Annotated in this window: 27 protein-coding genes; 17 read left to right on the top strand and 10 right to left on the bottom strand. The window is 67.8% G+C overall.

The window, feature by feature from the left end; genetic code table 11:
• Positions 1–3 precede the first annotated feature (3 nt).
• Positions 4–1,227 carry an L-2-hydroxyglutarate oxidase gene (gene lhgO / locus MJ603_RS02315; protein WP_243062049.1) on the bottom strand — a complete coding sequence of 408 codons (1,224 nt, stop codon included), beginning with the start codon at positions 1,225–1,227 and terminating at the stop codon, positions 4–6.
• A gap of 165 nt (positions 1,228–1,392) precedes the next feature.
• Here lhgO and MJ603_RS02320 point away from each other — a divergent pair, with 165 nt between their 5' ends.
• From MJ603_RS02320 to MJ603_RS02345, 5 genes are all read left to right on the top strand, one after another.
• A complete protein-coding gene (locus tag MJ603_RS02320; protein ID WP_243062050.1) occupies positions 1,393–2,403 on the top strand; it encodes a beta-propeller fold lactonase family protein in 1,011 nt (336 codons plus the stop codon).
• A gap of 86 nt (positions 2,404–2,489) precedes the next feature.
• Complete coding sequence (locus MJ603_RS02325; protein WP_243062051.1) at positions 2,490–3,260, top strand: ABC transporter ATP-binding protein; 771 nt, start codon at positions 2,490–2,492, stop codon at positions 3,258–3,260.
• A complete protein-coding gene (locus MJ603_RS02330) occupies positions 3,257–4,597 on the top strand; it encodes an FtsX-like permease family protein (protein ID WP_243062052.1) in 1,341 nt (446 codons plus the stop codon). The genes MJ603_RS02325 and MJ603_RS02330 overlap by 4 nt, the downstream gene beginning before the upstream one ends.
• 34 nt (positions 4,598–4,631) lie before the next feature.
• Positions 4,632–4,958, top strand: a complete 327-nt coding sequence (locus MJ603_RS02335) for a chorismate mutase (protein WP_243062053.1) — start codon at positions 4,632–4,634, stop codon at positions 4,956–4,958.
• On the top strand, positions 4,955–5,866 hold the full coding sequence (locus tag MJ603_RS02345; protein ID WP_308220556.1) for an SDR family NAD(P)-dependent oxidoreductase: 912 nt from the start codon (positions 4,955–4,957) through the stop codon (positions 5,864–5,866). The genes MJ603_RS02335 and MJ603_RS02345 overlap by 4 nt, the downstream gene beginning before the upstream one ends.
• Positions 5,867–5,902: 36 nt before the next feature.
• Here MJ603_RS02345 and MJ603_RS02350 read toward each other — a convergent pair whose 3' ends face one another.
• Positions 5,903–6,361 (bottom strand): MarR family winged helix-turn-helix transcriptional regulator, encoded by a 459-nt coding sequence (locus MJ603_RS02350; RefSeq protein ID WP_243062054.1) that lies wholly within the window; start codon positions 6,359–6,361, stop codon positions 5,903–5,905.
• A 127-nt stretch (positions 6,362–6,488) separates the two neighbouring features.
• Between MJ603_RS02350 and MJ603_RS02355 the strand changes: the two genes are divergently transcribed.
• On the top strand, positions 6,489–7,937 hold the full coding sequence (locus MJ603_RS02355) for an MFS transporter (protein ID WP_243062055.1): 1,449 nt from the start codon (positions 6,489–6,491) through the stop codon (positions 7,935–7,937).
• Between the two features lie 101 nt (positions 7,938–8,038).
• On the top strand, positions 8,039–8,458 hold the full coding sequence (locus MJ603_RS02360) for an organic hydroperoxide resistance protein (protein ID WP_279238595.1): 420 nt from the start codon (positions 8,039–8,041) through the stop codon (positions 8,456–8,458).
• Here the strand turns inward: MJ603_RS02360 and soxR are convergent.
• The gene (gene soxR / locus MJ603_RS02365; protein WP_243062056.1) at positions 8,442–8,918 is read right to left on the bottom strand and encodes a redox-sensitive transcriptional activator SoxR; all 477 of its coding nucleotides are present in this window, start codon (positions 8,916–8,918) and stop codon (positions 8,442–8,444) included. The two genes, MJ603_RS02360 and soxR, sit on opposite strands and share 17 nt — an antisense overlap.
• A 49-nt stretch (positions 8,919–8,967) precedes the next feature.
• On the opposite strand from soxR, the gene MJ603_RS02370 reads away from it, so the two are divergent.
• Positions 8,968–10,371: an MFS transporter gene (locus tag MJ603_RS02370; protein WP_243062057.1), complete on the top strand. Its 1,404-nt coding sequence runs from the start codon at positions 8,968–8,970 to the stop codon at positions 10,369–10,371.
• A 5-nt stretch (positions 10,372–10,376) separates the two neighbouring features.
• On the opposite strand, the gene MJ603_RS02375 is transcribed toward MJ603_RS02370, so the two are convergent.
• From MJ603_RS02375 to MJ603_RS02390, 4 genes are all read right to left on the bottom strand, one after another.
• A complete protein-coding gene (locus tag MJ603_RS02375) occupies positions 10,377–10,973 on the bottom strand; it encodes a TetR/AcrR family transcriptional regulator (protein WP_243062058.1) in 597 nt (198 codons plus the stop codon).
• 2 nt (positions 10,974–10,975) lie between these two features.
• Positions 10,976–11,332: an SPW repeat protein gene (locus MJ603_RS02380; protein ID WP_243062059.1), complete on the bottom strand. Its 357-nt coding sequence runs from the start codon at positions 11,330–11,332 to the stop codon at positions 10,976–10,978.
• Positions 11,333–11,555: 223 nt separating this feature from the next.
• Positions 11,556–13,910: a phosphoribosylformylglycinamidine synthase subunit PurL gene (gene purL / locus MJ603_RS02385; protein WP_243062707.1), complete on the bottom strand. Its 2,355-nt coding sequence runs from the start codon at positions 13,908–13,910 to the stop codon at positions 11,556–11,558.
• A gap of 168 nt (positions 13,911–14,078) precedes the next feature.
• Entirely contained in the window at positions 14,079–15,080 is a 1,002-nt protein-coding gene (locus tag MJ603_RS02390) for a LacI family DNA-binding transcriptional regulator (protein ID WP_243062060.1), read from the bottom strand.
• Positions 15,081–15,222: 142 nt separating this feature from the next.
• On the opposite strand from MJ603_RS02390, the gene MJ603_RS02395 reads away from it, so the two are divergent.
• From MJ603_RS02395 to MJ603_RS02415, 5 genes are all read left to right on the top strand, one after another.
• Complete coding sequence (locus tag MJ603_RS02395; protein WP_243062061.1) at positions 15,223–16,143, top strand: carbohydrate ABC transporter permease; 921 nt, start codon at positions 15,223–15,225, stop codon at positions 16,141–16,143.
• The gene (locus MJ603_RS02400) at positions 16,143–17,102 is read left to right on the top strand and encodes a carbohydrate ABC transporter permease (RefSeq protein ID WP_374230788.1); all 960 of its coding nucleotides are present in this window, start codon (positions 16,143–16,145) and stop codon (positions 17,100–17,102) included. The genes MJ603_RS02395 and MJ603_RS02400 overlap by 1 nt, the downstream gene beginning before the upstream one ends.
• A 58-nt stretch (positions 17,103–17,160) precedes the next feature.
• Complete coding sequence (locus tag MJ603_RS02405; protein ID WP_243062062.1) at positions 17,161–18,510, top strand: sugar ABC transporter substrate-binding protein; 1,350 nt, start codon at positions 17,161–17,163, stop codon at positions 18,508–18,510.
• A 72-nt stretch (positions 18,511–18,582) separates the two neighbouring features.
• The gene (locus MJ603_RS02410; protein ID WP_243062063.1) at positions 18,583–20,355 is read left to right on the top strand and encodes a beta-galactosidase family protein; all 1,773 of its coding nucleotides are present in this window, start codon (positions 18,583–18,585) and stop codon (positions 20,353–20,355) included.
• Positions 20,356–20,416: 61 nt separating this feature from the next.
• Entirely contained in the window at positions 20,417–21,028 is a 612-nt protein-coding gene (locus MJ603_RS02415; RefSeq protein ID WP_243062064.1) for a dihydrofolate reductase family protein, read from the top strand.
• A gap of 19 nt (positions 21,029–21,047) precedes the next feature.
• Here the strand turns inward: MJ603_RS02415 and MJ603_RS02420 are convergent, their stop codons facing one another.
• From MJ603_RS02420 to MJ603_RS02430, 3 genes are all read right to left on the bottom strand, one after another.
• The gene (locus tag MJ603_RS02420) at positions 21,048–21,554 is read right to left on the bottom strand and encodes a hypothetical protein (protein WP_243062065.1); all 507 of its coding nucleotides are present in this window, start codon (positions 21,552–21,554) and stop codon (positions 21,048–21,050) included.
• Positions 21,555–21,622: 68 nt separating this feature from the next.
• Positions 21,623–22,318 carry a phosphoribosylformylglycinamidine synthase subunit PurQ gene (gene purQ / locus MJ603_RS02425; protein ID WP_243062066.1) on the bottom strand — a complete coding sequence of 232 codons (696 nt, stop codon included), beginning with the start codon at positions 22,316–22,318 and terminating at the stop codon, positions 21,623–21,625.
• Complete coding sequence (locus MJ603_RS02430; protein WP_243062067.1) at positions 22,318–22,593, bottom strand: phosphoribosylformylglycinamidine synthase subunit PurS; 276 nt, start codon at positions 22,591–22,593, stop codon at positions 22,318–22,320. Before MJ603_RS02430 ends, purQ begins: the two co-directional genes overlap by 1 nt.
• Before the next feature lie 191 nt (positions 22,594–22,784).
• Here MJ603_RS02430 and MJ603_RS02435 point away from each other — a divergent pair, with 191 nt between their 5' ends.
• The 4 genes from MJ603_RS02435 to MJ603_RS02450 all read left to right on the top strand — a co-directional run bounded on the left by MJ603_RS02435 (position 22,785) and on the right by MJ603_RS02450 (position 26,289).
• A complete protein-coding gene (locus tag MJ603_RS02435; RefSeq protein ID WP_243062068.1) occupies positions 22,785–23,588 on the top strand; it encodes an HAD family hydrolase in 804 nt (267 codons plus the stop codon).
• A gap of 132 nt (positions 23,589–23,720) precedes the next feature.
• Complete coding sequence (locus MJ603_RS02440; RefSeq protein WP_243062069.1) at positions 23,721–24,851, top strand: mandelate racemase/muconate lactonizing enzyme family protein; 1,131 nt, start codon at positions 23,721–23,723, stop codon at positions 24,849–24,851.
• Positions 24,852–24,873: 22 nt separating this feature from the next.
• Positions 24,874–25,545 carry a FadR/GntR family transcriptional regulator gene (locus tag MJ603_RS02445; protein WP_243062070.1) on the top strand — a complete coding sequence of 224 codons (672 nt, stop codon included), beginning with the start codon at positions 24,874–24,876 and terminating at the stop codon, positions 25,543–25,545.
• Between the two features lie 189 nt (positions 25,546–25,734).
• Entirely contained in the window at positions 25,735–26,289 is a 555-nt protein-coding gene (locus MJ603_RS02450; protein ID WP_243062071.1) for a PadR family transcriptional regulator, read from the top strand.
• The last annotated feature ends 96 nt before the right edge of the window (positions 26,290–26,385 follow it).

Below are 26,385 nucleotides of genomic sequence, written 5' to 3' on the forward strand. Positions count from 1 at the left end.
GCGTCACGCCGCGTGGCGGTCGTCCGCGAGGCGGTTGTCTGCGAGATACCGCGCGATCGCCATCGACGAGGTAGCGGCGGGCGACGGAGCGTTGCGCACCAGCGTGACCGGTCCGACTCGGTCGATGGCGAAATCGTCGAGCAGCGCTCCATCGCGGCCCCATGCCTGAGCGCGCACACCGGCGGGCGAGCGGGTGGCGAGGTCGGACATCCGCAGCTCGGGGATGAAGCGCCGGGCGCGGCGGTAGTAGACGTTCTTGATCAGCGAGCCACCGAGCTCGTCGATCCCCATCCGCCAGTGCTGCTTGAAGAGCGGCCGCGCGCCAGGCCAGGTGAGCGACTGCCAAGTGTCCTTCGCCGACACCTTCGACCAGCGGTAGCCCTCACGGGCGAGCGCCGGCACGGCGTTCGGGCCGACGTGCACGTCGTCGTAGACACCGCGGGTGAAGTGCACGCCGAGGAACGGAAAGCGCGGGTCCGGCACCGGGTAGATCATGCCCCGCACGAGATCGGTGCGGTTCGACGACAGCGCCCAGTACTCGCCGCGGAACGGCAGGATCTTCGGGCTCGGGTCCGCGCCCGCCAGCGTCGCGAGCACATCCGACTGCAGTCCGGCGCACACGATCAGGCGGTCGAACTCGTGCTCGCCGTTCGTGGTGGTCACGCGAGCGACCTGCCCGCGCTGGCCATCGCTCACGTCGATGCCGACCACCGTCTGTCCGAGCAGGATCTGCGCGCCGGCTGTCCGGACATCCTGCGCCATGGCCTCGGTGATCGCCACGTAGTCGACCACCGCGGTGTGCGGCGAGTGCACGGCGGCGACACCGGAGACGTGGGGCTCGAGTTCGCGCAGAGGGTCTGCACCGTCGATGCGACGCAGATCGGGCACACCGTTGGCGAGGGAGCGGCGCTCGATCTCGGCGAGGGCGGGCAGCTCGGTCTCGTCGACGGCCACGACGAGCTTGCCGACCTCGCGATACGGCAGACCCTTCTCGGCGCAGAAGTCACGGATGCCGATCCGCCCCTCGGCACACAACCGGGCCTTCAGCGAGCCCGGCTGGTAGTACAGCCCGGCGTGCACGACGCCCGAGTTGCGCCCGGTCTGGTGCAGCGCCAGCCGGCGCTCCTTCTCCAGAACGGTCACGTCGCCCGCTCCGCGTGCGGTGAGCTCGCGCGCCAGTGCGATGCCGACGATGCCGCCGCCGACGATGCCGATGCGTTCGGTCATGACAGATCCTCTCCGCATCGACCGGGATGACGTGTGTGTACCGGCACGCGGCTATGCCCAGTCTGGCCGTGAGGTGACAGGCCGACAACACACCAGAGCTGGGGAGGGCGGCGCCCGCGAGCGACCGCGTCGCTCTGAGCTCTAGCGCACTGTCAGACTGGGGACATGACCTCATCGCTCTGGCTCGGCACGTACACGGGGGATTCCGGTGGTCACGGCCGCGGCATCGCCCGCATCGCCCTCGCCGACGACGGAGCGATCACCGCTGTGCGCACCGCGGCATCCGTCGACTCGCCCTCGTTCGTGGCGACCCACCCGACGCTTCCCGTCGTCTACGCGGTGCAGGAGTTCGCGCGCCGCATCCAGGCGTTCCGCGTCATCGACGGCGGGAACCTCGTGCCGCTCGGCGACCCGCATCCGGCCGGCGAGGCCGTCTGCCACGTGGCCGTCGCGCCGCACGGACGGTATGCCGTCGCGACCTGCTGGGGCGACGGACGCGTGTTCGCCTACGAACTCGACGAAGCGGGCGCGATCGTCGGGCGAACGCAAGCGCAGGCATCCGTCGACCCGTATCGGGAGATCGCCGAGGAGCCGCGCCCGAGCAGGGCGCACTCGTCGCTGTTCCTGCCGGATGGACGCGTGCTGACCACCGACCTAGGACACGACACCGTGCGCGTCTGGCGCGCGGAGGGAGCCGAGCTCGTGCCGGTCGCCGAGACCGTGCTGCCGTTCGGGAGCGGACCTCGGCACATGGCGCTGCACCCGAGCGGACACGTCTACGTGGTCACCGAGTACTCGATCGAGGTCGCGATTCTCGAGCCGGAGACGCTGAGCGTGACCTCGGTGGTTCCCGCGCTCGCCGCCGGCGCGCACGATGGAGACGCCGGCGCCCACATCTCGTTCGACGGCGATAGCCGAGTGCACACCACGGTGCGCGGCGCGAACGCGGTCGGCGTGCTCGAGGTGACGGATGCCGGTGCCGGCCTCGCACCGCTGGCCGACGTCGACTGCGGCGGCAACTGGCCGCGCCATCACCTGCAGCTCGGCGACCGTCTCTACGTCGCGAACCAGCTCAGCGAAGACATCGCGGTGTTCCGCATCGTCGACGGGCTGCCCGTGCTCGAGGCCACGGTGCCCACCGGCTCGCCGACCTGTCTGGTGCCCGTCGCGGGATAGGTCATCCTCTGGGCTGAGCTCTGGGCTCAGCGAATCATCCGGCAGCCCGACGCGAGCGACGCCGGCGCCCCGCGACGATGGATGCCATGACCGTGATTCTCGAGGCATCCGCCCTGACCAAGTCGTACGGCGACACCCACGCGCTCGCGGGCGTCGACCTCTCCATCGAGGCGGGTGAGGCTGTCGCGATCATGGGGGCGTCGGGGTCCGGCAAGACGACACTGTTGCACGTGCTCGCCGGCATCCTCGCGCCGGACGCGGGTTCGATGCTGCTGCGAACCGGCCGCGGAGAGATCGAGATCAGCGGACTGAACGATCGCGCCCGCTCTGCGCTGCGGCGCGAGACGTTCGGCTTCGTCTTCCAGCAGGGCCTGCTCATCCCCGAGCTCACGGCGCTGGAGAACGTCGCCCTGCCGCTCATGCTCCGCGGAACACCGCGCACGGATGCCGAACAGCTCGCCGCTCGCTGGCTCGCCGAGCTCGGGCTGACCGGTCTCGAGCAGCGGCGAATCGGCCAGCTCTCCGGCGGTCAGGCGCAGCGCGTCGCGGTGGCGCGGGCGCAGGCCATCGAGCCGCTCGTCGTGTTCGCCGACGAGCCGACCGGTGCGTTGGACTCCACGACGTCGTCGGAGGTGATGGATGCCCTGATCGCCTCCACCACCGGCCGCGGCCGAACGCTGGTGGTCGTCACCCACGACGAGGGCATCGCCGCCCGCTGCGGCCGCGTGGTGCGTCTGCGCGACGGGCGCATCGTCGAATCCAGGTCACGGGTCGCCGGTTTCGACTATGCGCAGACGCCGCCCGCGAGCCAGGCAGCGTTCGGTGCACCCGCCGAGCAGCGAGGAGAGACCCGATGAGGACGCTCGCGATCGCTCGCCTGCTCGCTCGTCCGGCGGCATCCGGTCGCACGGCGATCGTGCTGCCCATCGTGGCGTTCGGCGTCGCGACCGCGCTGCTGCTCACGACGCTGGCGGGCGCCATGACGTTCTTCGGGCGACACGACGAACTCGCGTTCACGTATCAGGCGCTGGCGCTTCTGGCGTGCGCCTTGCTGCTCGTGCCGCTGGTCACGCTCGGAGGGTCCGCGGCCAGGCTGTCGGCGAGACGCCGCGACGACCGCCTCGCGACGCTGCGGCTGCTCGGCGCGAACACTGCCTTCGTCGCACGGCTCACCGTTCTGGAGTCGGTGCTGCTCGCGATCGTCGGCGCGTCGGGCGGGGTCGTCCTCTATCTCGCGCTGACGCCGCTCGTCGGGCTGATCTCATTCCGCGGGCATCCGCTCGGCGCGGGCGCGCTGCTGCTGAACCCCCTGGTCGTTGCCGCTGTGGTCGTCGGGGTCGGACTTCTGGCGGCCGTCAGCGCCGTGATCGGTCTGCGTGCCGTGGTCATCTCGCCGCTCGGCGTTCGCGCCAGGCAGTCGGCGCCGAAGGTGCACTGGATGCGCATCGTGCTCGGCGTGCTCGTCATCGGCGCCGTGGTGCTGGCCGTTGCACAGCCCTCGATGTTCGGCGGAGCACTCACGATCGTCATCGTGCTGGTAGTCGCGTTCGCCGCAGCGAACGCGGTGCTCGGCCTGGTGGGACCGTTCGTGATCAGGATGTTCGCGAAGTCGGGGCTGAAGCATGCGACCACGCCGCAGCGGCTGATCGCGGCCAGGACCGTGCTCGAATCGCCCAAGGCGGCCTGGCGACAGGTCAGCGGAGTCTCGATGACGACGTTCGTCGCCGTCTTTGCGGGCACGGCACTCGCCATGATCGGGGCGGTCAGCGGGGAGCGCATGCCGCACTCGCAGGAGGTGCTGCTGGCCGACATCCGCACCGGCGTCTTCATCACGCTCGCCATCTCGTTCCTCATGGTCGCGTGCTCGATCGGCGTTGGGCAGGCATCCGCGATCCTCGACCGACGCGACCTCTACGTGAGCCTGGACCGCATGGGGATGCCGGTGAAGACAATGGATGCCGCGCGCGTCCGTTCCGTTCTCTCGCCGCTGCGCATCGTGACGATCGGATCCGCGGTGGCGGCCGTCGTCGTCATCCTGCCCATCGCGGGCGCGGCACTCATCTTCGCGCCCGCGTCACTGCTGACCATCGCGGCGAGCATCGTCGGCGGCATCCTGCTGATCTGGCTCGGATTGCTGGCGACCCGACCGGTGCTCACCAGGGTGCTCGCCGAACCGGTCGCCCCGCGCGAGTGATCCTTCACCAAGCGCGACCCGGTACCCTCGACGCATGCCCGAGAACGATCAGCAGGATGACCGCAGTCGCGCCATCGAGACGCTGCTGAGCATCCGTCAGAGCATCGACAACATCGACGCCGCACTGATCCACCTGCTTGCTGAGCGCTTCAAGTTCACGCAGCAGGTCGGCGGGCTGAAGGCCGAGCACGGCCTGCCCGCCGCCGATCCGGAACGCGAGCGCGACCAGATCAAGCGGCTGCGCGCCATCGCGGTCGAGAGCCATCTCGACCCCGAGTTCGCTGAGAAGTGGTTCAACTTCGTCGTCGCCGAAGTGATCCACCACCACGTGCGGGCCGGCGCAGCGCCGACGGCCGAGTGACGGGCCAGCAGGGCGGGACCGCCGTCGTCACCGGCGCGAACTCCGGCATCGGCTTCTTCACCGCCGCAGCCTTGGCCTCGGCGGGAGCACACGTCGTGCTGGCGTGCCGAAACGCCGAGCGAGCGGATGCCGCAGCCCGCGCCATCCACGCCCGCTCGGCCGCCGACGGTGTAGCGGCGTCCACCGAGGTGCTGCTGCTCGACACGTCGAGCCGGGCGAGCGTCGCGGCAGCAGCGTCGCAGCTGGCCGACCGTGACCGCCTCGACATCGTCGTCGCCAACGCAGGAGCGGTGCATCCGCCGCGTCACCGCGAGGTCACTGTCGACGGCGACGAGCTCGTGCTCGGCACCAACGTGCTCGGACACTTCGCGCTGCTCGCCGGCATCATGCCGGCCCTGCGTCGAACGCCGGGCGCCAGAGTCGTGAGCCTTGGCAGCATGGCGACCAGACTGAGCACCCTGCTGCTCGACGACCTGCAGCTCGAGCACGCCTACACGCCGTGGCGGGCGTACGCGCAGTCCAAGATCCTGCTGGAGTCGTTCGGCTTCGAGCTGGATCGCAGGATGCGCGCGGCCGAGCTGGCGACATGCAGCGTCGTCGCGCATCCCGGATACTCCATCAGTGGCCGCACACCCCGCGTGCCCGGCGTGAACGAGCCGACGCGAGGCACGGTGTTCGTCGACTCGCTGCAGGCGCCGTTCACGCAGAGCAAGCAGAGCGGCGCCCGACCGGTGATCGCAGCTGCGACGCGGCAGGACGCCGTCGGCGGCTCCTACTGGGGGCCGCGCTGGCGAGTGAAGGGCGAGCCGGCACGGCAGGATCCATCGCGTGCTTCGAGCGACCCCGGCATCGCGCGACGGGTGTGGGAGTTCGCCGAGGCTGCGACGGGCATCAGCTTCGAGGTGTGATCGAGCCCAACTCGACCCGGCGCCGGTCCGGCCGACTCAGCGCGGTTCGTTCGGACCACTCGGGCGAGGGCGCGGTGACAGCGCCCCCGAGAGCGCCTCGAGCGCGGGAAGCGCAGCCATGATCGAGGCCTGATCGGCGTCGTCCAAGCGGTCGAGGCCGTCCGCGATGACCTGCCCCTTCTGCTGCTTCACGCGCTTGTGCATCGCCTGTCCCTCCGGAGTGAGCGCCACGAGCGTGACGCGCAGGTCGGCAGCGCTCGGCTGCCGCACGATGAGACCCAACTCGTCGAGTCGCCCGATCACGCGGGACACCATCGTGGGGTTCAGGCCCTCGAGCGTCGCGACATCCGTCAGGCTCATCGACTCCCGAAACGCGATCAGGCCCAGCACGGATGCCTGCGTCGGGGTCAGACCCTCGTGCCGTGCCGACGCGTTGAACTGGCGTGACAGCCGGTTCACCACGCCGCGGAGTCGAGCTGTGGCATCGACATCCATGGGTTCCTCATTCCTGGGTCTCGTGAGCTCTCGCCGCCGGGACTGTCAAATATTTGCTTGCTGGCAAGCATAGACTCGGTGCGGAACCAACATCCCCACCCATTCTTCCTCCAAGGCGGCGTCATCCATGTCACACGAGCGCTCGGATGCGGTGCCCGCCACCGGCACGCAGTCCGGTGCCACCGCTGTCGAGCTTGCGCAGAGGTCGACCGGTGTCGAGGAGCCGGTGCGCAATCGCGGGCTCGTCTTCGCGATCGTCGCGATGGCGTTGTTCATGGCCGCGGTGGACGGAACCATCGTCGCCACAGCGTTGTCCACCATCCAGCACGAGCTGGGTGCAGGCATCGCATGGAGCGGGTGGATCATCACCATCTACGCGCTCGGCCAGATTCTGATCATGCCGTTGGCGGGCAAGCTCGCCGACATGTACGGACGCAAGCGCGTCTTCCTCCTCGCGGCAGTGCTGTTCACCACGGCATCCCTGTGCTGCGGGCTTGCCGGGAACATCTACGTGCTCGTCGCCCTTCGAGCTGTGCAGGCGATCGGCGGCGGCGCCTTCATGCCATCGGCGAGCGGAATCGTCTCGGACCATTTCGGACGGGACAGAGACCGCGCGCTCGGCATGTTCTCGAGCATCTTCCCGATCGGCGGGATCGTGGGTCCAGTGCTCGGCGGAATCTTCGTCGTGACGTGGTCGTGGCGCGGAATCTTCCTCGTCAACGTTCCGATCGGCATCGCGCTGATCATCCTCGGTCTCATCTTCATCCCACGCGGAGTCGCTCGAAAGGGCGGTCGCCTCGATCTCATCGGGGTCGGCCTGCTGGCAGCGCTGCTGCTCGGCGCCATGCTCGGCGTCACCTATCTCGGCAGCAGCGGATCGTCGATGCTCAGCGCGGGCTTCCTCGTGCCGGAGTTCGTCGCCGTCGCCTCAGGAGTCGGCTTCGTTCTGCACGCCAAGTACGCCGCCGCGCCGTTCATCCCGTTGCGGCTTCTCTACGGTCGAGGGTTCGGCGTGATGAACACGATCAACCTGATTCTCGGGTCGGCCGCGCTCGGGTTCGGCGCCCTCGTGCCGCTCTATGCCGAAGATCGGTTCGGCATCCCGGTTCTTCAGGCAGGCACCCTGCTCACGGCCAGGGCGATCGGCATGATCCTGGTGGCCGGCATGGCGACCATGGCGCTGCGGCGCACCGGGTACCGTCTGCCGATGGTGATCGGGTTCTCGATCGTGATCGTGGGACTCGTCGGTCTCAGCGCCGTGCCGCAGAGCGCGTCGCCGTACTGGTGGCTGTCAATCGCGGGAGCGGTCACCGGAATCGGCATGGGGCTCGCCATGCCGGCGGCCAACAACGCGACCATGCACCTCGCCCCCGAGAACATCGCGGCGATCGCGGGTCTGCGCGGGATGTTCCGGCAGGGCGGCGGCATCATCTCCGTCTCGATCGTGACTGCTGTGCTCGCTCGGAGCACGGACCAGGGCTTCGCGCTGGCCATCTCGTTCGTCGTGCTCGCCTGCCTGCTGCTCGCCGTCATGCCCCTGATCGCGTTGGTGCCGAACCACCGAGGCAGCTGGTAGCAGCGGCCTCGGGTAGGGATGCAGGCAGGGGCGGAGCGTACCGCGATGGCCTCCGTTCCACGCTGGGCAGGCATCCAGATCGGCAGTGTGTGCTGGAGCGCATGGAGACCCTCTACACGGCGATCGCCACCGCCACCGGCGGCGGACGCGACGGACACGTTCACAGCGAAGACGACCGGCTCGACCTCGACGCCAGGCCGCCGAAGGAGATGGGCGGTTCGGGCGAGGGGACTAACCCTGAGCAGCTGTTCGCCGCTGGGTTCTCGGCGTGCTTCTTGAGCGCCCTGCACGCTGTCGGTCGTGCCCAGAAGCTGGACACGACGGATGCCGCCGTGTCGGCCAGCGTCAGCATCGGCCCGAACGGTGACGGTGGATACGGCCTCGCCGTCGAACTTGACGTCTACGCGCCGAACCTCGCGCGCGATGAGGCGCAGGCGCTCGCGGATGCCGCCCACCTGGTGTGCCCGTACTCGAACGCGACACGCGGCAACATCGACGTGCTCGTCACGGTTGTGGATTGAGGTCGTCCCACCGCCGCGGCCCTGTGCCGTCACCGGTGTCGCCGAGCTCGTCGTCGTGATTCTGCAGGCTGCAGGTGCGTAGGCTCAGACATCCGCAGCCGATGCAGCCCGTCAGGTCGTTGCGCAGGTGCTCGAGCGCCGCGATGCGCTCGTCCAGTGCCTCGCGCCAGATCGATGACAATCGCGCCCAGTCGCGTTTGGTGGGAGTGCGACCGTCCGGCAGCGAGTCGAGTGCTGTGCGGATGTCGGCCAACGGGATGCCCACCCGTTGCGACACGCGGATGAACGCCACCCTGCGCAGCATGTCCCTTCGATAGCGGCGTTGGTTGCCCGCCGTGCGTTCGCTGGCCACGAGTCCCTTGCGCTCGTAGAAATGCAGGGCAGAGACAGCAACGCCGCTGCGCTCCGCCAGCTCTCCGACGGAGAGCATGCGATGCGCCCCGCCCGTCACCCTCGGCATGCCTCACCTCCTTGACCTCAACCATAGTTGCGGTCCTACCGTGGTCAGCATGACCGACAAGACGGATGCCGCGCCGACGGCAGCCATCCCCTCGACCCTCGACGCCAACGGCGTGCTCGGCCCGCGCTTGCGCTGGATCACCATCGGCATGTGCGCGCTCGTTCTGTTCGTCGCGTTCGAGGCGATGGCCGTGACCACCGTGATGCCGGTGATCGCGCGCGAGCTGCACGGGGCTTCGCTGTACACGCTCGCCTTCTCCGGGTCGACGGCCGTGAGCGTGATCGGCATGGTGGTCGCCGGCGCGTGGTGCGACAGACGCGGTCCGTCGACGCCGCTGGTGATCTCCGTCGTGCTCTTCGTCGCGGGGCTGGCCGTCGCAGGGCTGGCGCCGACGATGGTCGTGCTCGTCATCGGACGTCTCGTGCAGGGACTCGGCGGAGGCGCTCTCACTGTCGCGTTGTACGTGGTGGTGGCCAGGAGGTATCCCGTTCGGCTGCAGCCGATGATCTTCGTCGGCTTCTCCACCGCGTGGGTGGTTCCGTCGCTCGTCGGGCCATTCCTCGCCGGGGTGCTCGCCGAGACCGTCGGCTGGCGGTGGATCTTCCTCGGCGTCATCGTCGTCGCCGTCGCAGGACTCGTGATGATCCGCCGCGTTCTGGTGGGCGGCAGTTCCGAACGAAACGATGACGCGCCGCCGCTGCGACCTTCTCGCATCGTGTGGTCCGTGATCGCCGCAGGTTCCGTGCTGGCTGTCGGCACGGCCACCCAGTTGGAGGGCGCGTGGCGGTGGGCGATGTTCCTCGTGGCGATCGCGACGCTGGCGATCGCGGTGCGTCCGCTCCTGCCGCAGGGGACTCTCCGGGTGGCGCGGGGGCTGCCCTCGGTGATGATCACGCGCATCCTGATATCGGGGGCCGAGCTGGCCTGCGAGGTCTACGTGCCCTATCTGCTCATCGACCGGTATCACCTGAGCCCGGCCATCGCGGGACTCGCGCTGACCGGCGGCGCCATCGCCTGGTCGGGCGGGTCATGGCTGCAGGGCAAGCTCGGGCGCCGCTTGAGCAACCGGGGCTGGATCGTGCTTGGCGTGGCATCCATCGCGTTCGGTCTCGTCGGAACGACCCTCATCTCGGCGTTCGGCCTCTCGCCGTTCACGCTCTTCGGGGTGTGGATCTTCGCGGGCCTGGGCATGGGCCTCGCGACACCAAGGCTCTCCGTGATGATGATCGGCTATTCGACTCAGGTAGACCAGGGCTTCAACAGCTCGGCGCAGGCCATCGCGGATGCCGTCGGCGCGTCGTCTGCCGTCGCGATCGCCGGTCTCGTGTTCGCGTCGCTGACTGCAGCGGGCGGGTCATGGCCGTTCACGGCGTGCTTCGTGCTCGGAAGCGTTCTCGCGCTGGCCGCGCTGGCCGCGGCATCCCGCGTCGGTCGCACACCGCAGGAGTCGTAGCGCTCTCAGCCCGTCGCGCTTGCTCGCCTGCCGGGCAGCAGCCCGTCGCAGACGAAGTCGGCGAGGGCCGTGAGTTCGGTGCGCGCGGCCTCGGTCGCGTGGTCGGAACCCAGCGCGAGGATGCCGATCCAGGCACGTGCTGCGCTCCGCAACCGTGCGGCGGTCGGACGCACAGGCGAGCTCGCCGTAAGCACTCGCTCGATGAGGGCTTGAAGCCGGTCTCGGTGCTCCAGCAGTGCGGTCAGCACCTCGGGATGCGTGTGCTGCTCCCGCGAGACGATGATTCCGAGCACGTGGGAGGACTTCTCGAGCTCCCTGATCTTCGCCGTCAGATTGAGCAGGGAGCGCGCCGGGTCGCCGGGCTCGGCGAACGCGTCGATGTCGAGCGGGCCCAGCGTCATCCGTTCGGCCACGAGGGCGCGCAGCAACTCCTTCTTCGTGGGGAAGTAATAGAACAGCAGTCCCTTCGGCACGCCGGCCGCCTCCGCGATGGCGGAGGTCGGCGTGGCGTCGAAGCCGCGTTCGGCGAAGAGTCGCTCGGCGGCATCCAGGATGCCTGCCCTCGTGTCGGCCGCGCTGCCGGTTCTGCGCTGTGGTGTCATGCTCAGTGCGAGTGCGCCATATGACGGCGCTCGGTGAAGCTCGGCATCAGTTCCAGCACGGTCACGACGATGACGACTCCACCGCACACCCACGAGAACCATGCAGCGCCCATCTGCGTCGCGTACATGCCCGCCCACGGCGAGACGAAGAGAAGCACGCCGATCACGCCGTGCACCCACTCCATCCACTCGAGGCCCGGCATCGCGAGGTTCACGAGGCCCGCGGCGACGAGCAGCACGCCGAGTACGACCATCAAGACGACCGAGAGACCCGCCGGTGCAACCCAGATCGCGGCGAGTGCCACGACCGCACCAGCTGCCACCGTCACCCAGTCCTGCCACCGTGTCCACTTCTTCATGGATCAACACCTCCTCGATGTCGCTCCGAGTGCGTGCCCACGTGTCTCGCCGACCCGCCATCGGGGTACTCACAACGGTAGAACTGATTGACCGCCCGGTCAAGAGTCCGTCGACCCGCCTCGGCCACCCCGCCCACCCGCCAACCCATCCCGCCACCGCCGTCGGCGAACGGACGCCCGCTGGTGCTCGCGGGGCGGGGGCGCGCCGGCGGGCGGCGCGGGGTCAGGCGCCGGGGGTGTAGTACTCCTGCGCCGCACCCTGGCCGACGACCGGGCCGAAGTGCTCGGCGAGCGTCGCCTGGTGGGATGCCCGCAGCTCCTCGAGGCCGACGGTGAAGACATCCTGCACCTCGAGCACCGGCTGCTCGCCGACAGCTGCGTCCGTGACGCCGATGCGCAGCACCGGGTAGCCGCGACCATCGCACAGTCCGCGGAACTTGACGTCGTCCTCGCGCGGCACCGAGACGATGACCCGTCCGGTGGACTCGGAGAACAGGGCGGTCGCGACGTCCACGCCGTCGCGCTCGACGATCTCGCTCAACCACACGCGAGCGCCGACACCGAAGCGCAGCACGCTCTCGGCGAGCGCCTGGGCGAGACCGCCGTCTGAGAGGTCGTGCGCTGAGCCGACGAGGCTCTCCAGCGATCCGGCTCGCAGAAGTTCTGCGAGACGCCTCTCAGCGTCGAGATCCACCACCGGCGGGCGACCGCCGAGGTGACCGTGCACGGTTCCGGCCCACGCCGAACCGTCGAGCTCCTCGCGGGTGGTGCCGAGCAGGTAGATGTTGTCGCCGGCATCCTGCCAGCCCGAGGGGATGCGACGTGCGACGTCGTCGATCACACCGAGCACACCGGCGACCGTCGTCGGGAAGATCGGGGTGGCGCCTGTCTGGTTGTAGAACGACACGTTGCCGCCGGTGACCGGGATGCCGAGCTCGAGGCAGGCATCCGACAGCCCCTCGACCGCTTCGGAGAACTGCCACATCACCTCGGGGTTCTCCGGGGATCCGAAGTTGAGGCAGTCCGTGACCGCGGCGGGCACGGCCCCGGTGACGGCGACGTTGCGGTACGCCTCCGCGAGCGCCAGACGCGCAGCCTGGCGCGGGTCGAGCTGACCGTAGCGGCCGTTGGCGTCGGTGGCGATCGCGAAGCCGAGGCCGCTGCCCTCGTCGACGCGGATCATCCCGCCGTCGTCGGGGAACGAGAGCGCCGTGTTGCCGCCGACGTAGTAGTCGTACTGGTTCGTGATCCAGCTCTTGTCGGCGAGGTTCGGTGAGCCGACCAGCGCAAGGAACTGGTCGCGCAGCTCGGCCGTGCCCGACTCGGTTGTGCCGTCGGGTCGCGCCAAGGTGGAGGCCGAGGATGCCTGCAGCGCGTCGATCCACGCCGGGTATGCGACGGGGCGGTCGTATACCGGCCCGTCGACCGCGACCGTGCGAGGGTCGACGTCGACGATCCGCTCGCCATGCCAGTCGATGATCAGCCGCCCCGTGTCGGTGACCTCGCCGAGCACGCTCGTCTCGACATCCCACTTGGCAGTCACGGCGAGGAACGCGTCGAGCTTCTCTGGCGTGACGACCGCCATCATGCGCTCCTGCGACTCCGACATGAGGATCTCCTCGGCCGTCAGCGTCGGGTCGCGCAGCAGGACATCGTCGAGCGAGATGTACATGCCGCCATCACCATTGGAGGCCAGCTCGCTGGTCGCGCACGAGATGCCGGCGGCGCCCAGGTCCTGGATGCCCTCCACCAGCTTCTCCGCGAACAACTCGAGGCAGCACTCGATGAGCACCTTCTCGGCGAACGGGTCGCCCACCTGCACGGCCGGCCGCTTGGTCGGGCCACCCGACGCGAACGTGTCGGAGGCCAGAATGGATGCCCCGCCGATGCCGTCCCCGCCGGTGCGCGCCCCGAAGAGCACGACCTTGTTGCCGACACCCGACGCATTCGCCAGGTGCAGGTCCTCGTGGCGGAGCACGCCGACCGAGAGCGCGTTGACGAGCGGGTTGCCCTGGTACACCGGGTCGAAGTAGGTCTCGCCGCCGATGTTCGGCAGGCCGAGGCAGTTGCCGTAGAACGAGATGCCGCCGACGACGCCGTGCACGACGCGTGCGGTGTCGGGCTCGTCGATCTTGCCGAACCGCAGCTGGTCCATCACGGCGACCGGACGTGCGCCCATCGAGATGATGTCGCGCACGATGCCGCCGACGCCTGTCGCCGCCCCTTGGAACGGCTCGATGTAGCTGGGGTGATTGTGGGATTCGACCTTGAACGTGACCGCCCAGCCCTCGCCGACATCCACCACGCCGGCGTTCTCGCCGATGCCCACCATGAGGTTCTTCTTCATCTCAGGCGTGACCTTCTGCCCGAACTGGCGCAGATACTTCTTGGAGCTCTTGTAGGAGCAGTGCTCGCTCCACATCACGGAGTACATCGCTAGCTCACCGCTGGTGGGCCTGCGGCCGAGGATCTCGCGGATGCGCGCGTATTCGTCGTCCTTGAGTCCGAGCGTCGCGTAGGGCTGCTCTTTGTCCGGGGTCGCCGCGGCGTTCTCGACCGTGTCGAGGCCGGAGGCCACGGGGGCGGCGGATGCTTCGGGTGCTGTGCCCTGCTGCCGGTTCGCGGGCGGCTGGTTCACGGGCTCGGTCACGCGGCGTACTCCTCGAGGATTGTGAGCGCAGATGAAGCGCGCAGAACCCCTCGAGTCTAGATGTGTTCCGCACGGCCGCGACTGGGCGTCGGCAGGCTACCCGGTCGCGGCGATCGCGCGCGGGGCTGCAGTGCTCGAGCGCACGACGAGCCTGGTCGGCACCACCAGAGTCCCGGTGCGGCCGGGGCCGTCTTCGATCTCAGCGAGCAGGGCCTGCACGCTGCGCTGCCCGACGGATTCGAAGTTCTGGTGCACCGTCGTCAGCGGCGGCCAGAACGACTCGGCCTCCGGCATGTCGTCGTAGCCGACGACGCTGATGTCGCCAGGTACGTCGCGCCCTAGCTCGTGGAAGGCGCGCAGCAGGCCGAGCGCCATCTGGTCGTTCGCGGCGAACACCGCTGTGACATCGTCGCGTGCCGCCAACTCCAGACCGGCTCGGTACCCGGCAGCCGTCGACCAGTCGCCGTGCATCACGGGAGGTACCGTGCGTCCGGCGTGCAAGAGCACCGACCTCCATTCGTCGAGTCGCCGGGTCGCCGAGTACGACGGCTCGGGGCCGGCGAGGTGCCAGACCGTCTCGTGGCCGAGATCGAGCAGGTGCTGCGTCGCCAGGCGTGCACCTCCCGCCTGGTCGTTGTCGACGACGGGATAGTCCGAGCGGGTCACCGAGTCGACCACCACGAGGGGAAGTCCGGCCGGCAGCTCGACGACTGCGGCGTCGGCCAGATGCGCCTCGATGACGATCAGAATGCCGTCCACCCCGTGCTCGAGCAGTCGGTCGAATGCGTCGCTCACGTCGTGCTGCGTCGGCTTGCCGACCAGCACCAGCGTCAGCGAGTATCCGCTGTCGGCGGCAGCGGATGCCACGGCATCCAGCATGCGCATGTTGCCGTACGACGACAGCGTGAACATCGCGACGCCGATGTTGTGGAAGCGGCCGGACCGCAGTGCCCTTGCCGCTTTGTTCGGCCGGTACCCGAGCGCTTGCATCGACTCCTGCACCCGCTTCTTGGTCGATTCCTCGACATTCTGCAGGCCATTCGCGACGCGCGAGACGGTCTGTGACGAGACTCCAGCATGCTTGGCCACGTCTTGCATCGACGGGCCCCTGCTCGGTTGGCCGCCTCGTCGCGCCTCCGTCATCGATTCACCCTCGTTTCGCGCATGTTGACGTGAACATGTTATGGTACAGCGGCTGATGTTCACGTAAACATCGGGACGAGAAAAAGGAATCACCTACATGACGACGTTGTCGGCCGCACGCCGAAAGGGCCAATCGCCAACGGCCCGGCGAGATCGTAAGGACTGGAAGGGCTGGGTGTTCATCGCACCCTTCGCGATCGTGTTCCTGGCCATGATCGTGGTACCGGTCGTCTACGCGATCTACCTCAGCTTCTTCCGCGATCAGCTCGTCGGCGGCAACGCGTTCGTCGGCTTCGCCAACTACGTGTCCGTGCTGAGCGATCCGAAGTTCTGGGGCTCGCTCGGCCGAGTCTCTCTGTTCCTGGTCGTGCAGGTGCCGATCATGCTCGTGCTGTCGCTGATCGCGGCGCTCGCGCTCGACAGCGCCCGCGTGCACGGCGCAGGGTTCTTCCGCATCATGGTCTTCCTGCCCTACGCCGTTCCCGGCGTGGTCGCCGCGCTGATCTGGGGCTTCATCTACGGCGACCAGTTCGGCCTCGCCGGCAACATCAATCATCTGCTCGGCTTCGACCTGCTGCAGCCGCTCAGCTCCAACTGGATCCTCGGCTCGATCGGCAACATCGTCACCTGGGAGTTCATGGGCTACAACATGCTCATCTTCTACGCGGCGCTCAAAGTCATCCCGACCGAGCTCTACGAGGCGGCCGAGATCGACGGAGCCGGAGCCATCCGCACCGTCTTCAGCATCAAGATCCCCGCCGTGCGCGGTGCGATCGTGATCGCCACGATCTTCTCGATCATCGGAAGCTTCCAGCTGTTCAACGAGCCGCAGTTGCTCAAGCCTTTGGCACCGAACGCGATCAGCACGTACTTCACCCCGAACATGTACGCATACAACCTGTCGTTCTCGGGTCAGCAGTACAACTACGCAGCGGCCGTCGCCATCGTGATGGGCATCATCACCGCTGTCATCGCCTACGTCGTGCAGCTGCGCGGAACGAGTCAGGAGAACCGCTGATGAGCGCCGCGAGCGACAGCACCGTGACCACGAGAACAGTGACCACTCGAACCCCGACCCGTCCGCCGTCGCGCGCCGCACGTCGCATGCGGTCGAGCTCCAAGTCCGGGGCACCTCGATCGAAGAAGTCGATCACCCTGACGATCATCATGGTGATCTTCGTCCTCTACTCGGTGGTGCCGCTGCTCTGGCTCATCTTCAACGCCACGAAAACCCAGGGCGACTTGTTCTCGTCGTTCGGCCTCTGGTTCGGCAACACCATGGTGCTGTTCCAGAACATCGGCCAGACGTTCACCTACGACAACGGCATCTTCCTGCACTGGTTCGGCAACACCCTGCTCTACGTCGTGTTCGGCGCGGGAGGCGCGACGCTGCTGGCCACCATCGCCGGGTACGGTATGGCGAAGTTCCGCTTCCCCGGTCGTCGCGTGGTCTTCGCTGTCGTGCTGGGTGCGGTCGCCGTCCCTGGTACAGCTCTTGCGGTTCCGACGTTCCTGCTCTTCAGCCAGGTCGGCCTCACGAACACGCCGTGGGCGATCATCCTGCCGTCTCTGATCAGTCCGTTCGGGTTCTACCTGATCTGGACATACGCCTCGGAGGCCATCCCGACCGAGTTGCTCGAGGCGGCCCGCATGGATGGCGCAGGCGAGTTCCGCACGTTCTTCACGATCTCGATCAAGCTGCTCGCGCCTGGCATCGTCACCGTGCTGCTGTTCGCGGTCGTCGCGACGTGGAACAACTACTTCCTGCCGCTGATCATGCTGAGCGACCCGACATGGTATCCGCTCACGGTCGGCCTCAGCCAGTGGAGTGCCCAGGCGAACGGTGCAGCGGCCGTGCCCATCTACAACCTCGTGATCACGGGCTCGCTGCTCACGATCATCCCGGTCGTCGTGATCTTCCTGCTCCTGCAGCGCTTCTGGCAATCCGGCCTCGCCGCAGGAAGCGTCAAGCAATAGACCTCACCTCCCAGGGCGTCCTGCCCATCTCCTCCCCAAAGAAGCGAAAGGAAACCCCATGAAGAACGGACTTCGCTCCGCTCGGACCTGGCGGCGCATCTCCACAGTGATCGCAGCGACCGCCATGGTCGGCGGCGCGCTGGTGGCGTGCTCGTCGACAGGTACCGGCAGCAGCGGCAGCTCGGATGACGTCGCAGCGGCGCTCGCCAAGGGCGGCACGATCACCTATTGGTCGTGGACCCCCTCGGCGAAGGACCAGGTCGCCGCGTTCGAGAAGGCGTACCCGAAGGTGCACGTCAAGCTCGTCAACGCCGGCACCAGCAACGACGAATACACGAAGCTGCAGAACACGATCAAGGCGGGCTCCGGTGCTCCGGATGTCGCGCAGATCGAGTACTTCGCACTGCCGCAGTTCGCCCTCAGCAAATCGCTCGTCGACCTCACCTCGTTCGGCTTCGACAAGCTGAAGAGCGACTACTCGACCGGCTCCTGGAACGACGTGAACATCGACGGCGGCGTCTACGGCCTGCCGCAAGACTCCGGCCCCATGGCGCTGTTCTACAACAAGGCAGTGTTCGACAAGTACGGCCTCACGGTTCCCACCACCTGGGACCAGTACGTGGCCGACGCCAAGAAGCTGCACGCAGCGAACCCGGATGCCTACATCACGTCCGACACCGGTGACGCAGGCATGGCGACGAGCATGATCTGGCAGGCCGGCGGCCACCCGTTCACGGTGAACGGCACCAAGGTCGGCATCAACCTGCAGGACTCCGGCACCAAGAAGTACACAGCGGTCTGGAACCAGCTGGTCGAGAACAAGCTGCTCTCCCCGGTCGCCGGGTGGAGCGACGACTGGTTCAAGGGCCTCGGCAACGGCACCATCGCCACGCTCGTGACCGGCGCCTGGATGCCGGGCAACTTCGAGGCATCAGTGCCAGACGGTTCGGGAAACTGGCGCGTCGCCCCGATGCCGACGTATGACGGCAAGGCCGCCAACGCCGAGAACGGCGGAAGCTCGCAGGCCGTGCTGAAGCAGAGCAAGAACCAGGCGCTCGCCGCAGGGTTCCTGAAGTGGCTGAACAACAGCAAGGCCTCGACGAGCATCTTCGTGAAGTCGGGCGGATTCCCGTCGACGACGTCCGACCTCGAGTCCAGTTCCTTCCTGAACCAGGCGCCGGCGTACTTCGGTGGCCAGAAGATCAACCAGGTTCTGGTCGACGGGTCGAAGAACGTGCTCTCCGGCTGGTCATACCTGCCGTATCAGGTCTATGCGAACAGCGTGTTCAGCGACTCCTTCTCGAGCGCATACACCAACGGCACGAGTCTCGATCCGGCTCTGCAGAGCTGGCAGAAGGCGCTGGTCTCCTACGGAAACCAGCAGGGCTTCACGGTAACGGGCAAGTAGCAACATCCCTACAGAAGTCGGTCGGCCGCACGCTCGGCCGGCCGACTTCTGCTGTCACGAAGGCAACATTCCATGAGCAGTTTCGGTATCGCGGGGGACGATTTCGTTCTCGACGGTCGGCCGTTCCGCATTCTCTCCGGCGCCATCCACTACTTCAGGGTGCACCCGGACCACTGGGCCGATCGCGTGGCCAAGGCCAAGGCGATGGGCCTCAACACGATCGAGACGTATGTTCCGTGGAACTTCCACGAACCGGAGCCCGGCGTGTGGCTCGAGTCCGGCCGTCATGACTTCGCGCGCTTCATCCGCATCGTCGCAGAGGCCGGCATGTACCTGATCGTGCGGCCTGGACCGTATATCTGCGCTGAATGGGACAACGGCGGCCTCCCCGCCTGGCTGTTCCGTGACGCAGCGGTGGGCATTCGTGAAAACGAGCCGAACTTCGTCGCCGCGGTGACCGCCTATCTGCAGCGAGTGCTGGGGATCGTGGCGCCGCAGCAGATCGACCGGGGCGGACCGGTCATCCTGGTGCAGGTCGAGAACGAGTACGGCGCCTACGGCGACGACCACGACTACCTGCGCGAACTCACCGACGTCACCAGGGCGGCCGGCATCACCGTGCCGCTGACCACGGTGGACCAACCGACGGATGCCATGCTCGCCGCAGGCACCCTGCCGGACCTTCTCACGACGGGGTCGTTCGGCTCCCGTGCCGCCGAGCGCCTCACCGTGCTGCGCAGGCACCAGGCAACCGGCCCCCTGATGTGCTCGGAGTTCTGGGACGGCTGGTTCGACGACTGGGGTGCGCACCACCACACGACGTCCGTCGAGCAGTCGGCAGCCGACCTCGACGAGCTGCTCGCCGCCGGTGCATCCGTGAACATCTACATGTTCCACGGCGGCACCAACTTCGGCTTCACGAACGGCGCCAACGACAAGGGCGTCTACAAGCCGATCGTGACGAGCTACGACTACGACGCGCCGCTGAGCGAGTCGGGGGATCCGACGGCGAAGTTCTGGGCGTTCAGGGAGGTCATCGCCAGGTACGCGCCGGTGCCCGACGAGGTGCCCCAGGTGGCGCAACCAGCTCCAGAGCTGACGGCATCCGTTGACCGCGTCGTCCCGTTGCGCGCAGTTGCCGACCGGCTCGGCACCGAGCACCATCGCGACGAGACGCCGACCCTCGACGAGCTCGGGCACTACGGCGGTTTTGCGCTCTACGGTACTGACATCGATCTACGCGCGGATGCCGTGCTCAGCTTCGCCGAGGTGCGGGACCGCGCCCAGGTGTTCCTGAACGACCGACCCATCGGCGTTCTCTCGCGCGACCACCACGAGAGCACGCTCGTCGTGCCGGCGGGATCGGGACGCCTCACGTTGCTGGTTGAAGACCAGGGGCGAGTGGACTACGGCCCGAGGATCGGGGAGCCGAAGGGGCTGATCGGTCCGGTCACGCTGGGCGGCGAGCCGCTGACCGGCTGGGACGTGCGTCCGCTGTGTCTCGAGGAGTTGACGGTCGTGCTGGATGCCGTCACCGCGGCTCCGACGGATGCCGACGGCGTGCGCGGTCCGGCCTTTGTGCGTGCCCACTTCGACCTCGACACGGAACCGAGCTCCATTCCGGGACTGTTCCTCGACACTTCCGGCTGGGGCAAGGGCATCGCCTGGGTTAACGGGTTCAACCTCGGCCGCTACTGGTCGCGCGGACCGCAGTCGACACTCTTCGTGCCGGGACCTGTGCTGCGCCGCGACGGTAACGAGGTGATCCTGTTCGAGCTGAACTCGTCGTCTCGCACATCGGTCGCGTTCGTGCCGCGGGCGCAGTTGGGGCATACCGAGGCGTAGGGGCCATCGGCTACGTTGGCGCATATCACCTGCGTTCGTCACCGATTCCTGGGAGCTTCCGATGCCCGACACCACCTGCCACATGTCGATCTCGCTCGACGGCTTCGTCGCGGGACCGGACCAGAGCCGGGACAATCCGCTGGGCAAGCGGGGCGGTGAGCTGCACGGCTGGCACGTCGGCGACCCGCGCGCGACCGAAGCCGACGCGACGGCCAACGGATGGCTCATGCGTCCTCGCGGTGCCTACGTCATGGGTCGGAACATGTTCGGCCCGATCCGTGGTGAGTGGAACGGACCGTGGAACGGATGGTGGGGACCCGAGCCGCCGTACCACGCTCCGGTCTTCGTGCTCACGCACCATGCCCGCGAACCGATCGAGATGGAGGGCGGGACGACGTTCCACTTCGTCACCGAGGGCTTCGACGTCGCCTACGCGCTGGCACTCGAAACGGCCGACGGCAGAGGTGTCGACATCGCGGGCGGTGGCTCGACGGTTCGACAGGCGCTCAGCGCCGGCGTGATCGATGAGCTCACGCTCGACATCGCGCCCGTTCTGCTGGGCAGCGGCGAGCGCTTGTTCGACGGCATCGAGACCTTCGACTTCGAGCCCGTCGAGGTGCTCCACTCGCCGTTGACGACCCATATCCGTTACCGCAGGGTCGCCGTCGGTTGAACCAGCTGGGGGCGAGACGTCAGCCCTGCTGTGGCTTCGGGAACGCGGCTCGCATGTGGTCCGAGTCGAGGTAGTCGGCGACGCCGATCAAGATGAGGCTGAACACGATCTGCTCGGTGACCATCCAGAGCGGATACAGCCCGGGGATCGCCGCAAGCACAAGCGTGATGACGGGGAAGATCTTGCTGAACAGCCGCAGCCGCGAGTACCCCCAGTAGTACCCGAGGGATGCCCGCCACGCGAAATAGAACAGCGTCGCCGTCATGCCGAGTACGACGACGGTGCGCATCCACACCGACCACTCGACGGGAACGCCGTCGGTCGCCAGCACCAGCGCGACGACCACCGCGGCGATCCCGATCGCGAACTCCACCACGAGCAGCCAGGTGATCGCGGTGAACGCACGCTTCGTACGCGGATGCGTCAGCATCGCCTCGTCGATGCGCACGTCGGAGCGACGGCCTCCCGCCAGACGGTCGACGCGGCGGAAGAGCGGTTCGAACCGTGCGAGCATGCCCCGGAACATCGCACTCCTCACCGGTCACCGTGTCTGCACCTTGCGGACACCCTGGCGTTCTTACGCGACCCGTGCGGTCACGCCGCCTGCAGTGCGGCGATCGCCGACGTGAAGAACGTCAGGCCGTCGACGCCTGAACGCATCGCGGCACGGGTGTCGGGACCGAAGCCGGGCTCGGTTGCGTGCTCGGGGTGCGGCATCAGCCCGACGACGTTGCCGCGTTCGTTCGTCACACCGGCGATGTCGTTGATCGAACCGTTCGGGTTCACACCCAGGTAGCGGAACGCCACCCGGCCATCGCCTTCGAGCCGTTCGATCGTCTCGGCGGATGCCACGTATTCGCCCTCCCCGTTCTTCAACGGGATGACGATCTGCTGACCAGCCGTGAAGCCGTTCGTCCAGGCGGTCGCGGTGTTCTCGACCCGAAGGTGCTGGTCACGGCGGATGAACGCGCCGTGGTCGTTGCGGATCAGCCCGCCAGGCAGCAGGTGCGCCTCGGCGAGCATCTGGAATCCGTTGCAGATGCCGAGCACGGGCATCCCCTTGTTCGCGGCGTCGACGACCTCGTTCATGATCGGCGAAAGGCTGGCGATCGCGCCGCAGCGCAGGTAGTCGCCGTAGCTGAACCCGCCGGGCAGGACGAGCGCGTCGACACCGGAGAGATCGTGGTCGCCGTGCCAGAGCGCGACATCCTCGGCGCCGGCGGCGCGTACGGCGCGGCGGGCATCCCGGTCGTCGAGCGATCCTGGGAAGGTGATGACGCCGATGCGCATCAGGCGATCTCTGCTGCGTCGACGACTGCCGGCTCGACCACTGTCACGGCCACGACGTCTTCGATCACGCCGTTCGACAGCACGTCAGCTGCGATCTCCCGAACGGATGCCAGCAGCTCGTCGGTCACGGGGGCATCCGTCGTGAGCTCGAACCGCTTGCCCATGCGCACGTCGAAGCTGCCACGGCCGGTGCGTGCGAGCGCCCCGGCGATGGCCTTGCCCTGCGGATCGAGCAGCTCGGCCTTCGGCATGACGTCGACGACGATGGTGGGCACGGTGAACCCCCTGGAGGTTGCGGGACGGATGCCTGCAATTCTACCGGTGAACGGGTGTGCGTGCCGATCGCTCGATTGCCGTTCACCTGGCATCCACCGGCGCTCGGCCGGATGTTCCGCGCAGTCGCCTACTGTCACCACCGGTGAGTACCGCCCGTGTGCTCGCCGACGCAGGGTCGAGGGGGTCTTCGATGAGCACACACGACGTCGTCGTCAGCAGCAGGCGCGCAGCCGAGCAGTTCGCATTCCGCGACCTCGACGACGTGCCTGACGAGCAGATCGACGACCTCGACGAGGTGGAAGAGATCGAGGTGGAACTCGTCGTGCTGGCACTGGCGGGCACCACGGTCGTCGACGACGGCATGGTGGAGCACGCGTACGTGCTGGCGATGGATCGCGCCGGCATCGCGACGGCCGCGGAGGCGCGCGTGTCTGCTCTCGAGTTCGTGCGCGAGAACTTCGGCCGGGCCAAGGGCGAGGTGCTCCGCGAGCTCGCCGCCGATGAGGACCAGACCGCTCGTGCGGTCGGTGAGTTCGAAGGCGCCTTCTCCGAACTGGCGGAGCGCGAGGGGCTCGAGCCGGTGCCGGGCGCCGAGCTGACCATCCGCACGCTCCGCGAGAACGGCGTTCGGGTCGCCCTCACGACCGGGCTGACGCGGTGCACGATGGAGGCGATTCTGGGCGCGCTGTCGTGGAACGACCTCGCCGACGTCGTGTTGTGCTCGGACGACGTTCAGCGCGGCCGGCCATACCCAGATCTGGCGCTGACGGCTCTGCTGCGCACCGGTACGTCGTCCGTCGACTCGATGATCGTCGTCGGCGACACCGTCTCCGATATCGAGAGCGGGCTCGCGGCCGGCGCCGGGGTCACCGTCGGCGTGCTCACGGGGTGGCACGACGAGCGCGCGCTCACCTTCGCCGGAGCGGATGCCGTCATCGACAGCATCGCGGACCTTCCGGCGCTGCTCGGCCTGAGGAACGACCGCATCGCCTGATCCGGTTCCTCGGCGTGCCTCGCCCGGAATTCCTCGGCTCGCCTCATTCGGTGCTCGCCGTCGAGGCCTGTCGTCGGGCATCCATGATCATATGTCTGATGGATTGCAGATCTGTCCGATAGATTAACGGGCATGACCTACACCCCCGACGCGATCCGTACGGTGACGCTTTCGACGCTGCGCCTCCCGTTGCCGGTCGCCATCTCCGACGCGAAGGTGTTCACAGGGCGGCAGAAGCCGATGACCGAGGTCGTCTTCCTGATCGCCGAGATCGATACGGAACTGGGCTTCTCCGGCCACGGCTTCAGCTACTCGAAGCGTGCGGGAGGGCCGGCGCAGTATGCGCACGCTCGAGAGGTCGCTGGCACTGCGATCGGCGAAGACCCGAACGACATCGCCAAGCTCTCCACGAAGCTGCTCTGGGCGGGTGCCTCGGTCGGCCGATCGGGCGTCGCAACGCAGGCGCTCGCCGCAATCGACATCGCCCTCTACGACCTGAAGGCCAAGCGCGCGGGGTTGCCGCTCTCGAAGCTGCTCGGGGCGCATCGCGACTCTGTGCGCACGTACAACACGTCTGGCGGATTTCTCAACGCGTCGATCGGCGAGGTGCTCGCCCGGGCCGACCAGTCGATCGACGAGGGGATCGGAGGCATCAAGATGAAAGTCGGGCTGCCGGATGTCTTCGAAGACCTCGGCCGCGTGCGCGCCGTTCGCGAGCACCTCGGCGACGAGATTCCGTTGATGGTCGACGCCAACCAGCAGTGGGACCGCACGACGGCGCTCCGCATGGGTCGTCGCCTCGAGGAGTTCGACCTCACTTGGATCGAAGAGCCGCTCGACGCCTACGACGCCGAGGGGCACGCCGATCTGGCACGCGCACTCGACACCCCGATCGCGACCGGCGAGATGCTCTCCTCCGTCGCCGAGCACGAGCAGCTGATCGCCGCCCGCTCGTGCGACATCATCCAGCCGGATGCGCCGCGCATCGGAGGCATCACCCAGTTCCTGCGGCTCATGACTCTCGCCGATCGCGCGGGACTCGACCTCGCTCCGCATTTCGCGATGGAGATCCATCTGCACCTAGCAGCGTGCTATCCACGAGAGCCGTGGGTGGAGCACTTCGACTGGCTCGATCCGCTCTTCGAGGAGCGGCTGGAGACGCGCGACGGTCGCATGATCGTGCCCGACCGCCCTGGGCTCGGCATCACCTTCAGCGACCAGGCGAGGGCGTGGACGACCGAGTCGGTCACGATCGAGGCCTGAGCGCGGATGGGACGATGAGCGCATGACAGCACCGCGCGCGGAAGCGATCGCCCGCACCCTCGCCGAGCGGATCGTCGACGGCGAGATCGCCCCGGGCGAGCGTCTGCCGAGCGAGGGGCGCCTCGTTGAGGAATTCGGCGCGAGCCGCAGCGTGATCCGAGAGGCTCTTCAGCGGCTCCAGTCCCGCGGCCTCGTGCGCACCCGCGTCGGATCGGGCAGTTATGCGCTGACACCGCCGGCGCCCGTCGCCGGGGACGACTGGCTCGCTGCACGCAGCGAGACAGAGCGCGCAGAGCTGCACGCATTCCGCCTCGCCATCGAGACCGAGGCGGCTGCGCTGGCCGCACGTCGGGCATCCGACGGTGATCTCGCCGCGGTGGAGGCCGCGGCGGCAGCGCTCGAGGATGCCGCGGACCCCGCCGAGTCAGTCGAGGCCGACTTCGCGTTCCACCGTGCTGTCGCTGCCGCTTCCGGCAACCGGTACCTGCTGGCGAGTCTGGAGCGGGTCGGCGCACGAGCGATCGTGGTGACGCACGCACGCATCGATCCGGCGCAGCACGACGGTGTGGATGCCGCGGCAGCGCTCGCCGAGCACCGCTCTGTCGCCGACGCGATCCGCTCGGGCGACCCCCTCGGTGCTGCGGCGGCGATGCGCGCGCACCTCACGGCATCCGCCTCGCGACGCCGCGGCTAGCAGCGGTCTCGCCTCGGCAGCCGGGCAGTCGGGCAGCCGGGCAGTCGAGCACACGTCGTCGACGCTTCACGCCGAGCTTGCGATTTTCGCTATTCCGCGTCTAATATTCCAGATGGAATAATCAAACCGGGTGAAGTGCGTCGATCACGCCGCCCACACCCGTCGCTCTGGCAGAGAGGAGGAACGCACATGGCAGGGCTCACGCCACTGGGGATCGCGATCCTCGGCCTGCTGATCGAGCGGCCGATGCATCCGTACGAGATGTTCCAGACGTTGATGACCCGATCGGAGGATCGGATCGTCAAGGTGCGTCCCGGCTCCCTGTACCACGCGGTCGAAAGGCTCGAACGCGACGGTCTCGTGCGTGCCACCGGAACGGCGCGCGAAGGCAACCGGCCGGAGCGCACCACCTACGAGATCACGGATGCCGGTCACGACCGCATGCTCGAGCGCATCACCGAGATGCTCGGCGATTGGAAGTACGAGTACCCGGAATTTCCGCAGGCGATCGCCGAGGCGCACAACCTGCCCCGTGACACGGTGATCCGGCTGCTGCACAAGCGCGCAATGGAGATGCACGGTCAGATCGAGCTTGTCGGTCGTGCGGTGGATCATCTCGAGAACAAGCAACTCGAGCGCAAGTACTGGCTCGAAGCCTCGTACATGCGCGCCGTCGTCGAGGCGGAGATCGCCTGGGTCGAGGCCCTCATCGTCGACCTCAAGAACGAAACCATCGACTGGTAACCGTCGATCAGACCGCGCCCTGCGCGTCGTAACAACAAAGGCGGTCATCCGCATCGCCGAACAACCCCCATCGACTTCGATCGGTCATCACCGATC

Origin of the sequence: Humibacter sp. RRB41, from assembly GCF_022761015.1 — a bacterium.
Taxonomy (GTDB): Bacteria; Actinomycetota; Actinomycetes; order Actinomycetales; family Microbacteriaceae; genus Humibacter.

What these genes read in the sequence shown, in the direction of transcription:
- MJ603_RS02320 (WP_243062050.1), top strand. Translation starts at nt 1,393, where the DNA reads ATGACCTCATCGCTCTGGCTCGGCACGTACACGGGGGATTCCGGTGGT.
- MJ603_RS02390 (WP_243062060.1), bottom strand. Translation starts at nt 15,080, where the DNA reads ATGCAAGACGTGGCCAAGCATGCTGGAGTCTCGTCACAGACCGTCTCG.
- MJ603_RS02380 (WP_243062059.1), bottom strand. Translation starts at nt 11,332, where the DNA reads ATGAAGAAGTGGACACGGTGGCAGGACTGGGTGACGGTGGCAGCTGGT.
- MJ603_RS02405 (WP_243062062.1), top strand. Translation starts at nt 17,161, where the DNA reads ATGAAGAACGGACTTCGCTCCGCTCGGACCTGGCGGCGCATCTCCACA.
- MJ603_RS02360 (WP_279238595.1), top strand. Translation starts at nt 8,039, where the DNA reads ATGGAGACCCTCTACACGGCGATCGCCACCGCCACCGGCGGCGGACGC.
- MJ603_RS02420 (WP_243062065.1), bottom strand. Translation starts at nt 21,554, where the DNA reads ATGTTCCGGGGCATGCTCGCACGGTTCGAACCGCTCTTCCGCCGCGTC.
- MJ603_RS02400 (WP_374230788.1), top strand. Translation starts at nt 16,143, where the DNA reads ATGAGCGCCGCGAGCGACAGCACCGTGACCACGAGAACAGTGACCACT.
- MJ603_RS02330 (WP_243062052.1), top strand. Translation starts at nt 3,257, where the DNA reads ATGAGGACGCTCGCGATCGCTCGCCTGCTCGCTCGTCCGGCGGCATCC.
- MJ603_RS02370 (WP_243062057.1), top strand. Translation starts at nt 8,968, where the DNA reads ATGACCGACAAGACGGATGCCGCGCCGACGGCAGCCATCCCCTCGACC.
- MJ603_RS02355 (WP_243062055.1), top strand. Translation starts at nt 6,489, where the DNA reads ATGTCACACGAGCGCTCGGATGCGGTGCCCGCCACCGGCACGCAGTCC.
- MJ603_RS02450 (WP_243062071.1), top strand. Translation starts at nt 25,735, where the DNA reads ATGGCAGGGCTCACGCCACTGGGGATCGCGATCCTCGGCCTGCTGATC.
- soxR (WP_243062056.1), bottom strand. Translation starts at nt 8,918, where the DNA reads ATGCCGAGGGTGACGGGCGGGGCGCATCGCATGCTCTCCGTCGGAGAG.
- MJ603_RS02415 (WP_243062064.1), top strand. Translation starts at nt 20,417, where the DNA reads ATGCCCGACACCACCTGCCACATGTCGATCTCGCTCGACGGCTTCGTC.
- lhgO (WP_243062049.1), bottom strand. Translation starts at nt 1,227, where the DNA reads ATGACCGAACGCATCGGCATCGTCGGCGGCGGCATCGTCGGCATCGCA.
- MJ603_RS02325 (WP_243062051.1), top strand. Translation starts at nt 2,490, where the DNA reads ATGACCGTGATTCTCGAGGCATCCGCCCTGACCAAGTCGTACGGCGAC.
- MJ603_RS02395 (WP_243062061.1), top strand. Translation starts at nt 15,223, where the DNA reads ATGACGACGTTGTCGGCCGCACGCCGAAAGGGCCAATCGCCAACGGCC.
- MJ603_RS02440 (WP_243062069.1), top strand. Translation starts at nt 23,721, where the DNA reads ATGACCTACACCCCCGACGCGATCCGTACGGTGACGCTTTCGACGCTG.
- MJ603_RS02410 (WP_243062063.1), top strand. Translation starts at nt 18,583, where the DNA reads ATGAGCAGTTTCGGTATCGCGGGGGACGATTTCGTTCTCGACGGTCGG.
- MJ603_RS02445 (WP_243062070.1), top strand. Translation starts at nt 24,874, where the DNA reads ATGACAGCACCGCGCGCGGAAGCGATCGCCCGCACCCTCGCCGAGCGG.
- MJ603_RS02350 (WP_243062054.1), bottom strand. Translation starts at nt 6,361, where the DNA reads ATGGATGTCGATGCCACAGCTCGACTCCGCGGCGTGGTGAACCGGCTG.
- MJ603_RS02335 (WP_243062053.1), top strand. Translation starts at nt 4,632, where the DNA reads ATGCCCGAGAACGATCAGCAGGATGACCGCAGTCGCGCCATCGAGACG.
- MJ603_RS02375 (WP_243062058.1), bottom strand. Translation starts at nt 10,973, where the DNA reads ATGACACCACAGCGCAGAACCGGCAGCGCGGCCGACACGAGGGCAGGC.
- purQ (WP_243062066.1), bottom strand. Translation starts at nt 22,318, where the DNA reads ATGCGCATCGGCGTCATCACCTTCCCAGGATCGCTCGACGACCGGGAT.
- MJ603_RS02435 (WP_243062068.1), top strand. Translation starts at nt 22,785, where the DNA reads ATGAGCACACACGACGTCGTCGTCAGCAGCAGGCGCGCAGCCGAGCAG.